Origin of the sequence: Microcystis sp. Msp_OC_L_20101000_S702, from assembly GCF_007095705.1 — a bacterium.
Lineage (GTDB): Bacteria > Cyanobacteriota > Cyanobacteriia > Cyanobacteriales > Microcystaceae > Microcystis > Microcystis ichthyoblabe_A.
Window position 1 is genome coordinate 1 of record NZ_SFBO01000171.1, and the last position, 14,070, is coordinate 14,070.

Consider the following 14,070-nt stretch of genomic DNA (forward strand, 5'->3'; position numbering starts at 1 on the left):
CCCCTAAGCCGAGTTTTCAAGGTGCTGCGCCGTCCACTTGGTTTTCGAGACTGGCCTTTTAATTCTAACGTAAAGCCAACCTAGAACGGCGGGGTTTCAGACCCAAAATTTCCGATGAATTCCCTCAATGGTAGCCCCGGAATTAAAATCCTCGCTATAGACCGTGGTGATTTGATTTAAGCGAGCGGTCGCCCAGATCTGGGCATCCCAGTAGGAAAACTGGTAACTTTCTACTCCACGGGTGGCTTCCAGAACGATCAACTCGGTGATCGGAACTACCTCACAGGCTATTAGATATTGACGGATGCGGGCCAGAGCTTCTTCCTGGGTTAGCAGGGGGCGACGGCTGCGGGTGACGGCCTGAAAGAATTCTCCCATCACCTGCGGACTGATGACGGCGCGGGTGGTGCGGATCAGGTCATCGACAACGGTTAATGCCCGTTCCCGTTTGCTTTTCTCGGCGATATCGTAGAGATAGACCAGAATATTGGTATCGAGCAGGACTCTATCGTTCATAGAGATCCTCCCTTTGCCAATCCCTTTTACCCGGTTGTGATGGGCGGTTTTCGAGACCGGCGATAAAGGCCTTTTCTCGCTCCCAAGCGCTCAAGTTCGGGGTAGGAGATTTGACGGAAATTATGTGTTGGTCAATCGCCTGTCGGATGATCTCGGCCTCACTCAGTCCCGTCTGTCGGGCCTTCTCTTTCAGTAAATTATTCTGCTCGGCTTCGATATAAATTTGCTTGCGGATTTTGCTGACCATAGCCAGTTTAATTATATACATTACATTATACATTACTATAACCGTCATGAATCGTAATCGCCAGTTTTTCTATATATCTGAACTTATTGAGTGCATATATACTACAAAAACCAGAAACCCCTATCTATCAATGGATACACCCATTAACCTTTCTTAATCTACTCATGTTTCTTGTAATATTTCTTAATAGACGGGGATGGAGTATATTTGCTAGAATTTCCTGACCGTAATTCTCCTGTGCAAGAAAAGTAGATTTATTCAGCCAACCCTAGATAAGTAGCTGGTTATAATTAAATTAAAGATGGATTGTGGGTTCGATCCCCCCTGCCCGCCTTGATAAGGGGGGTTTCTGAGAACTTTTAACACCTACCTACTTAGAAAGCCATTTAAGTAATTTTCTATGGAGAGTTAAATTATGTCGTCAACTGCCTACGAAACTGATTATAATCAATGGCTAAAAGAGACGGTAAAACAGTTACGAGGATGCTATAGCCTCAACTAGAACTGCGCTAAAGCGCAACTACAAACCTATCAGAAGCCTAATGTTTTCAAAATTATCGGTAAGGCTTTTTGACAGGCTTGGGCAAGTTTGCTGGCAGGTTCCAAAGCTTTAGCAATTGTTTCGAGAAAATTAACTGCTCGTTGGGCTTTCTTTTGCAGTCCGGCATCATCAGGATTTTGACTAGCTTGGGCAATCTTTTTCACTTGATTGGCGGCTTCGGCTTTTTCTTCTTCATCTAAATGGCTGTCAATTTCAATCGCCTGGGTTAGTTCTTGCAGTAAGGCTTTAAGTTGGGCATTTTCTGGGGAAGCATCGGCTGCAATTTGGTTAATGGTATTGGTTACATCGCCGATGATTTCGCCGAAATTGACGGCAGAATTATTAATATCGCGGATGGTAATATTTGGGGAACTGTCGTTACTATTGCTCATGGCTTTTGCTTCTACATGGATGGGACGGTTGGCGAGGGTTTTGGTAATTTCCATCATATCAACACTTTGTTGGCGATAGATGGCAATTTCTGTCTCTTTGGCGGTGAGTTGTGCCTTATATTGGGCTTCAATGGCTGCGAGTTGTAGTTGATAATTTTGGTTAAATTCTTGATGAATTTTCTCTTTATCAGTATCGGGCGGTACATGGACTTTTACCACTATCACGCCATCTCCTTTATTGGCAATGCTCTGTATCTGAAGCGGCGTATCTTCATTCTGCACTTGTACTTCTTTTAAGGCAGCGATGAAAGCTTTCCAATCTACCCCATTGCGGAAAATGAGGTCAACGGTGTCGAACATTTCGGCAAACAATTTAGTAAATTCGCCCGGTTGAAATTCGCCACTGCTGGGGCGGCGCTCTTTTTGCCCATTAAGCAGATAAATATACTGACAATCCACCTCATCCAGTTGGGTGGTAGCATCAATATTCCAATTTTCCACGCAAGCACCCGTCAGAGTAGCATGGCGCAAATCCGTATTGACGGCGTTGACTTCGCTGAGGTTTGCCCCCGCAAGATTGGCGTATTGCAAGCTGGCTTCACTGATATTCGCTAGGCGCAAGTTGGCAGCTTGCAGGTTTGCCCCCTCCAGGTATGCCGCCCGTAAATTGGCTTGGGCAAAGTCTTTTCCGCTTCCGGTGCGGGAATCAATCAGAAATTCTCTAATTTGGGGATTGGCTAATAAGGTATGGCCGGGGCGGGCTAATTCCAATTTAATTGCTTGTTTAAAAATTGTTTTATTCAAGATTGCCTGATTAAAATTGGTACTTTTTAAGGTGGCTCCTGTAAAATCTATTGCGGTTAAATTGGCTTGAAAAAAGGATGTGCCACCAATAGCAGCAAAGGCTATCACAATTTTACGCAACCAAGGATCGCGGCTTTCCTGTTTAAGGGTCAGCCAACCGAGCCAACAGAAAAATAATGTCAAGGCTACGGCTACGACTACGGCTTCGGCTAGGGCTCCGGCTACGGCTCCGGCTAGGGCTAGGGCTCCGGCTAGGGCTCCGGCTAGGGCTCCGGCTCCGGCTAGGGCTAGGGCTCCGGCTCCGGCTACGGCTCCGGCTAGGGCTCCGGCTAGGGCTCCGGCTCCGGCTCCGGCGAAGGCGAAGGCTACGGCTAGGGCTACGGCTACGGCTAGGGCTACGGCTCCGGTTTCGGCTCCGACTCCGGCTAAGCCTACGGCTACAATTCCGACTTTGACTCCGAGGAAGACTCCGACTGAGGCGAAGACTCCGACTGAGGCGAAGGCTCCTGCTACGGTCAAAATATTTTTGCGCCAAGCGATGTGGAAAGTGGAGATGAGAAAAATTAAGGTGAACCAACCAGTAACTTGTTTTTCTGGATTGGAATAAAAAATTAAGCTCACCATATAACCGACGAAGGCGGAGAAAAAACTCGAAATCACAATTAACACCAAAGCCAACCCCAGCAAAAACAGCAGCCACCGCTTCGGCAATCCCGCCTTCGCCCCAGCAAACTTCACTCCCGTCAAATTCGCCCGACTAAAATTTGCCCCGCGTATATCACAACCACTGAAATCCGCCCCCGCTAAGTCCGCACCGCGAAAGTTACCACCCCGCAAGGATTCCCCCCGGAAATCCCGCCGCCCGTTTTTGTACTGTTCAATAACTGCCGCTGCCTTCATCGCCTACGAAATTGCCATACTATGCCCTCAATCTTACTGCAATTTAGAAAGCGGGTTTCCTGAGAGAATCCGATTGACACTCCCACCCCAGCGCTTCGGGATTCTTGGTTCAACGAGTCCACGTTCAAAAACCTGGCATTTTTATGGGCAATCGCGTCAGTTTCCACACCTCACGTTCTAGAATATATCTGGATTTCCCCCATAGATATCTACTACAATATCCGAAAACTGGCTCTTCTGGTGTTTGTGTGGAAGGAAGAAGAATAGGGATAATTTGGGTGCATCTCAATTTGGTGGAAATATCTAGAGGACGTTTTGGGCGCACGCAACTACGTTTACCCTTCTGAGTATGAATTTTATCTGCAATCACCCCTCGATCGAGCATTGTTTAAAACAACAATTAATTAATCTTTTTCCAGAAAACAACCATAAATTAACTTTCTATCGTTGCCAAAAAACTGATAGTATCCTCTATCGTTCACCTCTGTTTTATTATTTTACACCCGCTCAATGTCAAACCATATTTAACCATTTAATCGCCCTTTTTCCACAAATTCAGCTTAGGGAAGGATGGCTAGAATTATTATTAGATCAGCAATTTTTGTCCTTTTGGTTACTGAAACTAAACGATTTAATTGATAAATTTTTCTCCGATCAGCTTCCTCTCCATCCCGAAGGAGAATTTTTCTTTTTATTTCAATATACCCACGCTCGCTATTCTAGTTTGTTACAACTGCTCAATCGGGAAAAAATTAGATTAACCGAGTCTGAACTATTATCATGGCATCATCCCGCCGAAATAGCCTTAATCCTGCAAATTTTAACCGTTTGCGATTGTTGGGAAGGCCAGAAACTCTATCCCCTAACTGCGAATTTGTGCGAAGCGATGCTCAATTTTGAGCGTAACTGTCGCATTATCGGAGAATCGGCCCCAATTCAGCGATCGAGATTAATCCTGATTAGCGTCAGTCAAAAACTACTTAACCTTCTTCTCCGTCAAAAATGGCAACTGCTGCCGATGACGGAACTATAAAAATATTAACTTTTGTGAATTTAGTGGACAAAACCATCAGCTTATGATAGGTTTTAATTAGTGTGAGGAGCGAACCAGAATAGAGAGCCGAGACGAAACATGGACAGTCGCCGGCTCTCTTTCTGTTGTTCAGGAATTATCTTTTTCTTGGCGATATTTAATAAAAGTGGGCAAATCAACCCGAAAAGAGGAATATTTCGGGGAAGGAGAGATGATAGGTGCGGGCCAATCCCTGTCTTTCTTATTTAAGGATTCTACTGGCTCAATAGTCTCTAATTCCGCTACAAAATCATCGATGGGAGCCACTTCATCGTTTTCTTGATTCTCTGTCTGAGACCAAGGCTCGATCGCAGCTGCCTTGTCAACAATGGCTAAATCTGGGGAAAAATTGCGATCGCTACCGCGCTGGAAATACTGGGCCAAGGCCGCTTTATACTGGAGGGTGTAGCGTTGCTGACGTTGGAGACGGGTGCGTAATTCCTGCAATTGCTGGTCATAGTTGCACAGTTTTTGGCTTTTTTCCTGATAACTTTCCTGAATTAAGGCACATTCTCGCTCTAAACGGGCTAATTGTTGGCGCGTGCGGGTCAATTCTGCGGTCAAATTGGCAATAATCATCGGTTGCCGTTGTTCTGCTTGACGATACTGTTCGATTTCTCCTAAAGCTCGCTGTAATTGTTGCTTTTCGTATTGCAGTTCCTCGTTTTGCTGCTGGATTAGGGTATCGCAACTTTGCCAGCGACGATGTTGCTCGGCTAACCGCGATCGCAGTTCCGCCAGAGCTTGCTCCCGTCGCCAGATCTCCGCTTGTAATTCTTGATTTTGTTGACGTAAATGAGAGGATAGAGCTGCCCAATCTGTCTCATCTGTTGATTGACTCTCATGCTCGACAATTTCAGCAGTGATGACAGTATCCGCATGGGTGAGATGATCGAGGTACAGGTCGGAATTATCGTTCATAAAAGCCAAAGGATGAGGAAACCTAGAAGTTTAGAGACGTTAAAAGCCTTCTATCGTTCCAAAAAAAAAATGGGAACCGCATTGTTAGAGACTGCCGCGCGGTTCCACTGCCGATCCTTAAGAGGAGAACACTATAAATAACTATAAGCTTATTAGGAATTTTTGTCAATACTTAATGAGAAGTTTTTTCAATAAGTTGGAGAGGAGAGGGGAATCGACTAATTCCTAGATAGCTATAGTGCGGGGTATCTGGCCCGGATCCAGGGAAGAATTAGCCACAGCAAAATTGACACAAGCACTGGTCGAGCGGGTTAGCGGCTCGATATGCTTCAATAATCCTATAGTTTTTATTTTCCTTGTCGTATCATGCCACGTCCCCCGAAGAAAACCCCTAGCACCCCTGAACCTCCCGAAGAGCCAATTAAAACCACTCCTCCCCTACAACCTCTACAAATTATTAAAAAGGGTTCTAGGGCTGCAGTACCCCCCAAACCTCCAGAAACCCCTCCAGAAATAATTGAGGAAAAACCAGCCGAGGAAACGGTAAAATCAGTCAGTAGTGAGATAAAATCTCCTCTCCGTCCCCGTTTCGATTCGGCTCCTCCATTCCGAAAACCGATTCCCAAAGCAGAAATTCCCGTCATCGAAAAAGCGACGGGAGCTAATGGCGAAGTATTTAATCTGACCGATTCTGTCCTGATTACTGAACCTTTTGGTACTCGTATTCCTGCTATTATCGATAGTTTTTATGCCGATGATCAAGGCGAAATCTGGGCGCGACTCAAACCAGTGGAAGTTAATCCCGATTGTCGCTGGGAACAGGCCTGTATTCGCTCTCAGGGTTTGGTAAAGGCCGAGTAAGACAGTTATCAGTTATCAGTTATCAGTTATCAGTTATCAGATTTGAGTTTTAAGTGTGCAGTAAGCTGTTCGTAATTTAAATTGCGTTAACAGAATTACCCTTGTTTTTCAACTTGCGATCCCACTTAATAATTAGACCTAGATTCTAATTCTTCAACTGATTTAAAAAGTCGATGAGCGATAAATTCTTTTGTCGAGTGCCAGAGCAATTCAATGATATTTAAATCTGGGCTATATGCGGGTAAACACTCTAAAATTAAGTTGGGCATATTTTCAGCAATTTTACCAACAACATCCGTTTTTTTGTGAACACTAGCATTATCGAGAATCAGAATCCTCCTCTTTATTCCCCGCTTCCACCCATTCTTTAATGATTTTTGTATAAAAAACTTTTACCACTTCATAAAAAGTTTCTCAATTTCCTTTTTTGATGAATTCTACGAATCTTTTTTTATCGGAATATCTCACTCCTCCCATCCCATTTACTTGACCACCTCTTCTTTGTCCGCTAACTTTTTTTTTGCTTTTTTTCCCTATGTTTTTCTTCTCATGACTCTTAAACCATAGCTTTCTTCAGTCTGCTGAGGTACAAAAGTTATGGGCTTTAGACGAAAGGAAAGAAGAATAGGTGTACCTCACTAGCTTAAGAAACGCTATATTCTGAATGAAAACTTGAAGTTTTACTCTTAACTCAAAACTCTTTAGATATGCTTTAATTTAGTTATCAAAATCTCTTTATTTAAGCGGCACAAACTGTCTCAATTTTGATAATTGAGAATAAATTCTCCTTGATTTGATTAATGTTTGGCAACTTTTAAGAGGCGGCTATACCTATCCCTAACTCACAGTTATATAAAGGTTTTGAGATTTATTCAGCCAACCCTATTTAATGATCGCTGCCGTTTTCCTGTACCGATCCTAACTGTTGACGCACATCATCGATCGCTAGATTTAACTGGGCAATTTTATCTTCTAAACTGCGGCGGGCCATTTCCATACCTTCCTCTGGAGTCAAGCGCCCATTGCGGATCTCCTCCAAAAAAGACTGATTATCACCATCTGCTAAAGCGCGACGGCTGCGATTAGCCAACACTGTCCCCAAAACACCGCCCACTAAACCACCGACAATCGCACCAGCCAAAAAACCGCCCGCAAACCCATCTCGCTGACTCATAATCCGTTTTTCTCCTAATAGGTTCCAAAAGCTCGATCGCCGGCATCGCCCAACCCCGGCACGATGTAACCGCGGCTATTTAATCCTTCATCGATAATAGCCGTATAGATGTTCAAGCTGGGATAATTCTGACTCAATTTCTGTAAAGCCGGCGGGGCAGCCACCACGGAAATCAGGCGAATTAGGGCAGGATCAACGCCTCTGCTGGTAATTTCTGCCATTGCCGTTGAAATTGATCCCCCCGTGGCTAACATCGGTTCGAGAATTAACACTCTCGTGGCTGGATCAAAACTAGCCGGTAATTTATTTAAATAACAACTCGCCTCCAGGGTTTCCTCATTTCTGACTAAACCGAGATGATAGGTACTAGCTAGGGGTAAAAGACTTTGCGCCCCTTCCAACAAGGCTAATCCTGCGCGTAAAATCGGGACTACGGCCATCGGTACGCTAGGATCGATAAAAGTAGCGGGACATTCCGCTAGAGGGGTTTTAACGCTAGTTTCCAGGGTCGGCAACCATTGCCTGGCTGCTTCGTAGGTTAACCAGCGCCCTAGTTCCGTCATCGCTGTTTTAAACAGTACCGAGGGGGTATTTTGATCGCGGGCGATCGCCAGCCAATGCTTAACCAGAGGGTGTTCGGGAACATAGACGCGCAGTTGTAAAACCATGAAAACACGAGAACTCGATCGAGGGCTAAACTTTATCTTAAGCCAAAAAGCCATCAGCCCGGAATCAGTTATTAGTTTCTAAAGGCAAGGGGCGACAGGCACTCATGCACAAGAAAGAATCTGGCAATTCTCCCACCTAAAAACAAGGGTAAAAACTAAGTAGGTAGGTATTGAAAACTTTCAGATGCCCCCCTTATTAAGGGGGGACTAAGGGGGGATCGGCACCCTCCTTAATAAGGGGGGCAGGGGGGATCGAACCTAAAATCCATTTTTAATTTAATTATAACCAGCCACCTAAGTACATCAAAGCTTTGAGCCTAACCAATTAGGTTTTAGATTCGGCCTTTGGTATTAGTCATCAGTAAACCGATGACTGAAAAAAGCTCTTGTCAGAGGTCTACCCGAATATGTAACAATTTATGGGGGAAACCCCCAGCAAATTTAACCAGAAAAACATGGCAGCTACAATTAAGAAAGGAGCTTTAGTCCGCGTGGTGACGGGAAACCTAGAAAATAGCCTCGAAGCCCTAGCCAGCGATCGCCGTTTACCCAGTTATATATTCGACTCGACAGCAGAAGTCTTGGATGTAAAAGATGATTATGCTTTGATTAAATTCTGTGTTCCCACCCCCAGTGTGTGGCTAAAGCTCGAACAACTGGAACCCGCCTGATGAGGAATTGCCTCATCCATAAACCATGGTTGACTTCTACGATACACTCATCCCCTGTCAATCGCCCCGAGTCTCGGTTATTGGTGCTGGCAACGTCGGACGCACCCTGGCCCAACGCATCGCCGAAAAAAACCTCGCCGATGTGGTTCTCCTCGATATCGTCAATGGTTTGCCCCAGGGTATTGCCCTAGATTTGATGGAAGCTCAGGGCATAGAACTGCACGACAGCGAGATTATTGGCACTAATAACTACGAAGACACGGCAGGCTCGGATATTGTCGTGATTACGGCTGGATTAGCCAGAAAACCGGGCATGAGTCGCGATGATCTCATGAATGTCAATGCTAAAATTGTCGTCGAGGCCGCCACTAAATGCCTCAAGTATTCTCCGGAAGCCATTTTTATTGTCATCACTAATCCCCTGGATGTGATGACCTATCTAGTCTGGCAATCGACCGGTTTACCCCCCCAAAGAGTGATGGGAATGGCGGGAGTCCTCGATTCTTCCCGTTTACAAACCTTTATCGCCATGGAATTGGGGGTTAGTACCGCCGACGTTCATGCTATGGTTTTGGGTGGTCACGGTGATTTAATGTTGCCCCTACCCCGTTACTGTACCGTCAGTGGTGTGCCGATTACCGAATTAATGGACGAGATAACAATTAACCGTTTAGTGGAGAGAACTCGCAACGGTGGGGCTGAAATCGTCAAATTACTGCAAACTGGCGGCGCTTATTATGCCCCTGCTTCCTCTGCCTGTACCATGGTCGAGACGATATTGAGAAATCAATCCCGTTTACTGCCGGCGGCAGCCTATCTTAAGGGTGAATACGGTTTACAGGATGTCTATCTGGGGGTTCCCTGTCGCCTAGGATGTCGGGGTGTGGAAAGTATTCTGGAAGTGCGTTTGACCGATGCTGAACGTCTGGATCTACACACTTCGGCTGCCTCAGTTCGTCAAAATGTTCATTTAGCTCTTGACAGTCTCAAGGTTTTGATGTAGTTAATACAACTCATATTTTAAGAGGGTACAGGGCAAAGAACCGTTATACAAGGGAGTGCGACGGGAAGAACGCAGACCGATTTGTTTAGTCAGTTCTTTGTTTCCCGATAAAATATAGGCTGTCCAACCCTTAAACCTCTGTTTTAAGACATCACCGAAGGATTTATATAAAGCCCCTAATTCTTCGGTATTACCCAATCTTTTGCCGTAAGGGGGATTACAGAGAATAATCCCTCGATCGCTCGTCGGTTCTAAGTCGGTGATGCTTTGCAAGCTAAAATTAATATAGTCCTGCACTTGACAAAAATAGGCGTTATCCTCGGCCTGATGCAAAACCTCGTAATCGGCATCACTAGCATAAATTGGCGCATTTAGCTGAAATTTTTGTTTTTCTTTAGCTTCCTGAAGCAAAGATTGCCACAAATCCGGTTGATAGTCTGGCCATTTCTGAAATCCGAACTGGGAACGGGATAAACCGGGGGCAATATTTAAAGCTTTTAACGTCGCTTCGATGACAATGGTTCCCGAACCACAGAAAGGGTCCAAAAGCACCATATCATCCTGCCATGCTGATAATTCTACCAAAGCAGCGGCAAGACTTTCTTTCAGAGGTGCGACTCCCATGGCCCGATGATACCCGCGACGATGCAAACTGTGACCAGAACTATCTAAACTAAGCACACAGCGATTTTTCTCGATATGAGCGTTAATTTGCAGGTCGGGATTTTCTGTATCCACAAAAGAACGGGGATTCCCCTGTTGACGCTGTTGGTCGATAATAGCGTTTTTGATGCTTAAAGCGGTGTAATGGGTGTGATTGAGGCGATCGTTCGTTCCCGTACATTGTACCGCTAAAGTTTCCTCACTGCTGAGATAATCTCGCCAATCAATGGCTTGAATACCATCATACAGTTCCTTCCCATCCCCACAGGGAATTTCGGCAATGGGAACCAAAACCCGAAAAATAATTCTTGACCAAAGATTGACTCGATAGAGTAGGGCCAGATCTCCCTGAAAATGGACTCCGGTGAATACGGGTTTCACTTCTTTGGCCCCTAGGAATTCTAATTCCCTAGCGGCAATTTCTTCTAGTCCCCTAGCGGTGGTAGCAAAATAGGATCGAGTCATTTCAGTTATCAGTTATCAGTTTTCAGTTTTCAGTTATCAGTTATCAGGTTTCAGTTTTCAGTTATCAGGTTTCAGGTTTCAGTGACTAGCGCTGGTCGTTGGTAGCTTGAAATCAGAAAGATTTTAATTTTTGTCCCCTTGTAAATTCCTATCTCATTCGTTCTTTCTTTATCTTGCAGGTAGTTGGCGATCAAATCAAGTTTTTGTTAGGAAATATTAAGGGTTTCTCTCAATCAAGACTAGACAGCATTCTCTGAGAAAATAATGTAGGCACTCATCATCATTCTTCTCTCGAGTTGCCTGAGCTATATTTGCTAGTTCTGTTTCTCCTATCTCTATATTATCCAGCCAACGCTCAAAATCTCCTCTGTCCATGTGTTCTTTAAATTTATTGGGATTATCTATAGATAATTCGAGTAATTCTGGGATATTGTTAACGACTTTTACTTCACCATTGTCTAAGTTAAAGAGGTCATTCTGTTATTCTTACTTCCCCTCCCGACGACCGGCTACTGACTCCTGACGACCGACTCCTAACCCCACCAATAAACTTTTTGCCGTAAACCCTACTTAAGTAAGCTAAAACGGATTTTAACCGCCTATCCTTAGATTAGCTGTCTCGGAGTCTCGGAGTCTCGACTAGGAAATTAATTTTGCACGACTACTTAACTAACACTCCATTCAGAAAAATTTCGGCAATACCTTCGGCCATTTCTTGTAAAGCTAAGGGGGAAGCATTACTATCTAAAATAGTTTCACTAGAAAAACCGGCAATTGCGAACATTCCTAGAAAAACCTGGGCTACAATTTTCGGATTCATGGGACGATAGATACCACGATCGATCGCTGTTTGAAAAAAAGCCTCAGCCACATCGGTCATTTTAGCAATTACCTCCGATTGAATCCGCTCTTTTAATTCGGGGTGAAATTGTGCCTCTATAAAACAAACTCGCAATAAATCGCTATTTTCTCGCATTCTCAACACCCTACGTCGCATCACCTGCGCTACCGCTTTATAACTGCCCATTTCGCTCAATTCCGTCAGCAAGTCGGTGAGAATGTCCACCCATCCCCTAGTGGCCACTTCGATTAAAATCGCCTTTTTGTTGGGAAAATAACGAAATAAAGTTCCTTCTGCCACATTTGCTTTTCCTGCTAGGTCTTTGGTCGTGGTTCCTTCATAACCCTTAGCGGCAAATAAACGTAAAGCGGCCTGTAGAATACGACTACGGGTATCTTCTTCCCCAGAATTGGTCTCAGTTAGGGAACGTTGAAAAAGACTTTGCATAATTATTGACAGCTAGAACGGGATAGAGCCATTGTCATCGATCAAGTTAGGTGTTTACTCAAATGCTTCATAAAATTTTGAGTAATTGGGGAAGTGGGGAAGTGGGGAAAGTGGGGAAAGTGGGGAAATTCAACTAAAACCCCAAAACCCCAAAACCCTAAAACCCCACTTCCCCAACCCGAATGTCTTTTTTTCTTTTCTCTTGGGATAAGATTGTGATCGATCGAGTTTAGGGAATTTTTATGACCACAGAAAGTTTAGCGACTTCAGAAGCAATAGAGTCAATGACCGATGAATTTCTGGCTAGTACAAGCAGTCACCAAGAAATGATTGAAATGGTTATTTCTACTCTGCAGCAGAATGATACTGCTATGGTACAACATACAGAAAAAGGTTATCTGTGGAAGTTTCAGTATGGTAGCGTTGAGGTATTTGTGCAGTTAACTGGGGAAAGCGATGATGATTTTCTCACGGTGTGGTCTTCTGTGCTGAAATTGCCTGTTCAGGATGAATTGGGATTAACCCGCAAGTTATTAGCGATGAATTGTGCCGAAACCTTTGAATCTCATTTTGCCATTATGAATGAGCAGGTGGTGGTGATTTCTCAGCGTACTGTGGCCGATTTGTCTCCCGGGGAGATTTCCCGAGCAATTACTCTCGTGGCGACGGTAGCAGATAATAATGATGAAATGTTACGAGAATCCTTTGGTGGCAGCTAAAATTTGGCGTTATATCCCTCCAATTATCTCATCGGCAGAGCTACAAATGGCGATCGATTCTTGGTTACTAGAACAACACCGTTGTGGTCATCATCCCCCGACTCTGCGTTTTTATCAATGGTCGCCCCCAGCTATTTCCTTGGGCTATCATCAACGGCAATATCCCGATTTTTGGCGTGATTTGACTTGGCAAGGTCAAAAAATCTCCCTAGTTCGTCGTCCTACCGGTGGCCGGGCCGTACTACATCAGGGGGATTTGACTTATATGGTGGTAAATTCGGGGATGAAGGGGAATGTTAGGAAAGTTTACTGTCAAATATGTCAATTTTTAATCACAGGCTGGCAAAATCTCGGTCTAGAATTGTCCTACGGTGCTGCCGGCCGGGGATATATCCATTCTGCTAACTGTTTCGGTACAGCTACCGGTGCGGATTTAGTCGATAATTGGGGAAATAAATTTATTGGGAGCGCCCAACTGCAACGGGGTTCCTCGGTTCTCCAACATGGTTCGATGGTGTTAGAGCAAGATAATTCGCTGTTTGAGCAAGTTTTCGCCAGTGCTGCCCCTCAAAAGCTCAATTTAGCCCCAGATTTGACCCTAGAGACAATTATCGCTACCCTGAAAACCGCCGCCGAGGAATGCTTTGATTGTCAATTGCTAGAGCAACCCCTAGAGGATTGGGAATGGCGATCAATTAAAAAAATGAATATAAATACTCATTGACAAAAAAGTTTTTGTGTGTATTAAAAATCAATTATGAGTCAAGTTGTATAGATTTGTAATTTTTTGCTAATAATAGTTAAAGGTAGATAGAGGCCGCAAGGAACCAAAGTCTTACCGAACTCGAAATTATTGTCTAGCTTGTGCTAGTTTAAGAAACGTTAATCTTTTACAGTTTGTGAGGATTAACGAGCGATCGCAGCTAGTTTAGTTAAGCTAATCCAGTCAATCGATCGCGCCATCTTATAAGACAATGGGAGTAATCCCAGACTCAAAAAAGTTAAGAAATCTTGCCCGTGATTTCAGTTAAGCAAGAGGAAAAATACCCATGACCATTGCTGTCGGACGCGCCCCAGAAAGAGGGCTGTTTGATGCTCTCGATGACTGGCTCAAAAGAGACCGTTTCGTCTTCATCGGTTGGTCTGGTTTACTACTCTTCCCCTG

Annotated in this window: 16 protein-coding genes and 2 pseudogenes; 9 read left to right on the forward strand and 9 right to left on the reverse strand. The window is 44.5% G+C overall.

Features of this window, described 5'->3' with window-relative positions:
• Positions 1–96: 96 nt before the first annotated feature.
• Both EWV60_RS18100 and EWV60_RS18105 read right to left on the reverse strand, forming a co-directional pair.
• A complete protein-coding gene (locus tag EWV60_RS18100) occupies positions 97–516 on the reverse strand; it encodes a PIN domain-containing protein (RefSeq protein ID WP_287233864.1) in 420 nt (139 codons plus the stop codon).
• Positions 506–811 (reverse strand): ribbon-helix-helix domain-containing protein, encoded by a 306-nt coding sequence (locus tag EWV60_RS18105; RefSeq protein ID WP_002794782.1) that lies wholly within the window; start codon positions 809–811, stop codon positions 506–508. Before EWV60_RS18105 ends, EWV60_RS18100 begins: the two co-directional genes overlap by 11 nt.
• A 367-nt stretch (positions 812–1,178) precedes the next feature.
• On the opposite strand from EWV60_RS18105, the pseudogene EWV60_RS18110 reads away from it, so the two are divergent.
• A pseudogene (locus tag EWV60_RS18110) lies at positions 1,179–1,244 on the forward strand (DUF29 domain-containing protein); the annotation flags it as partial.
• A gap of 50 nt (positions 1,245–1,294) precedes the next feature.
• On the opposite strand, the gene EWV60_RS18115 reads toward EWV60_RS18110, so the two are convergent.
• Positions 1,295–3,400 carry a pentapeptide repeat-containing protein gene (locus EWV60_RS18115; protein ID WP_287233866.1) on the reverse strand — a complete coding sequence of 702 codons (2,106 nt, stop codon included), beginning with the start codon at positions 3,398–3,400 and terminating at the stop codon, positions 1,295–1,297.
• A gap of 104 nt (positions 3,401–3,504) precedes the next feature.
• Here EWV60_RS18115 and EWV60_RS18120 point away from each other — a divergent pair, with 104 nt between their 5' ends.
• Both EWV60_RS18120 and EWV60_RS18125 read left to right on the forward strand, forming a co-directional pair.
• Complete coding sequence (locus EWV60_RS18120; protein WP_287233868.1) at positions 3,505–3,747, forward strand: hypothetical protein; 243 nt, start codon at positions 3,505–3,507, stop codon at positions 3,745–3,747.
• A gap of 2 nt (positions 3,748–3,749) precedes the next feature.
• Positions 3,750–4,433, forward strand: a complete 684-nt coding sequence (locus tag EWV60_RS18125) for a DALR anticodon-binding domain-containing protein (RefSeq protein ID WP_287233869.1) — start codon at positions 3,750–3,752, stop codon at positions 4,431–4,433.
• Positions 4,434–4,562: 129 nt separating this feature from the next.
• Here the strand turns inward: EWV60_RS18125 and EWV60_RS18130 are convergent, their stop codons facing one another.
• Positions 4,563–5,393, reverse strand: a complete 831-nt coding sequence (locus EWV60_RS18130) for a hypothetical protein (RefSeq protein WP_002751676.1) — start codon at positions 5,391–5,393, stop codon at positions 4,563–4,565.
• Between the two features lie 366 nt (positions 5,394–5,759).
• On the opposite strand from EWV60_RS18130, the gene EWV60_RS18135 reads away from it, so the two are divergent.
• Positions 5,760–6,254, forward strand: coding sequence for a hypothetical protein (locus tag EWV60_RS18135; protein ID WP_002738874.1), 495 nt, complete (start codon positions 5,760–5,762; stop codon positions 6,252–6,254).
• 125 nt (positions 6,255–6,379) lie between these two features.
• Here EWV60_RS18135 and EWV60_RS23460 read toward each other — a convergent pair whose 3' ends face one another.
• The 3 genes from EWV60_RS23460 to upp all read right to left on the reverse strand — a co-directional run bounded on the left by EWV60_RS23460 (position 6,380) and on the right by upp (position 8,096).
• Positions 6,380–6,637: a transposase gene (locus tag EWV60_RS23460; RefSeq protein WP_502705831.1), complete on the reverse strand. Its 258-nt coding sequence runs from the start codon at positions 6,635–6,637 to the stop codon at positions 6,380–6,382.
• 503 nt (positions 6,638–7,140) lie between these two features.
• Positions 7,141–7,428 carry a ssl2009 family thylakoid membrane protein gene (locus EWV60_RS18145; protein ID WP_002750958.1) on the reverse strand — a complete coding sequence of 96 codons (288 nt, stop codon included), beginning with the start codon at positions 7,426–7,428 and terminating at the stop codon, positions 7,141–7,143.
• Positions 7,429–7,442: 14 nt separating this feature from the next.
• The gene (gene upp / locus EWV60_RS18150) at positions 7,443–8,096 is read right to left on the reverse strand and encodes a uracil phosphoribosyltransferase (RefSeq protein ID WP_287233872.1); all 654 of its coding nucleotides are present in this window, start codon (positions 8,094–8,096) and stop codon (positions 7,443–7,445) included.
• 455 nt (positions 8,097–8,551) lie between these two features.
• Between upp and EWV60_RS18155 the strand changes: the two genes are divergently transcribed.
• Together EWV60_RS18155 and mdh are read left to right on the forward strand one after the other, a co-directional pair.
• On the forward strand, positions 8,552–8,767 hold the full coding sequence (locus EWV60_RS18155) for an NAD(P)H-quinone oxidoreductase subunit O (RefSeq protein ID WP_287233873.1): 216 nt from the start codon (positions 8,552–8,554) through the stop codon (positions 8,765–8,767).
• A gap of 25 nt (positions 8,768–8,792) precedes the next feature.
• Positions 8,793–9,770: a malate dehydrogenase gene (mdh, locus tag EWV60_RS18160; protein ID WP_002738829.1), complete on the forward strand. Its 978-nt coding sequence runs from the start codon at positions 8,793–8,795 to the stop codon at positions 9,768–9,770.
• On the opposite strand, the gene EWV60_RS18165 is transcribed toward mdh, so the two are convergent.
• Positions 9,771–10,898 (reverse strand): THUMP domain-containing class I SAM-dependent RNA methyltransferase, encoded by a 1,128-nt coding sequence (locus EWV60_RS18165; protein ID WP_130758438.1) that lies wholly within the window; start codon positions 10,896–10,898, stop codon positions 9,771–9,773.
• A 661-nt stretch (positions 10,899–11,559) separates the two neighbouring features.
• On the reverse strand, positions 11,560–12,186 hold the full coding sequence (locus EWV60_RS18170) for a TetR/AcrR family transcriptional regulator (RefSeq protein WP_002747032.1): 627 nt from the start codon (positions 12,184–12,186) through the stop codon (positions 11,560–11,562).
• Positions 12,187–12,428: 242 nt separating this feature from the next.
• On the opposite strand from EWV60_RS18170, the gene EWV60_RS18175 reads away from it, so the two are divergent.
• From EWV60_RS18175 to EWV60_RS18185, 3 genes and pseudogenes are all read left to right on the forward strand, one after another.
• Complete coding sequence (locus EWV60_RS18175; protein WP_002738440.1) at positions 12,429–12,905, forward strand: YbjN domain-containing protein; 477 nt, start codon at positions 12,429–12,431, stop codon at positions 12,903–12,905.
• Complete coding sequence (locus tag EWV60_RS18180) at positions 12,868–13,629, forward strand: lipoate--protein ligase family protein (RefSeq protein ID WP_002778839.1); 762 nt, start codon at positions 12,868–12,870, stop codon at positions 13,627–13,629. The genes EWV60_RS18175 and EWV60_RS18180 overlap by 38 nt, the downstream gene beginning before the upstream one ends.
• A gap of 325 nt (positions 13,630–13,954) precedes the next feature.
• A pseudogene (locus tag EWV60_RS18185) lies at positions 13,955–14,070 on the forward strand (photosystem II D2 protein (photosystem q(a) protein)); the annotation flags it as partial.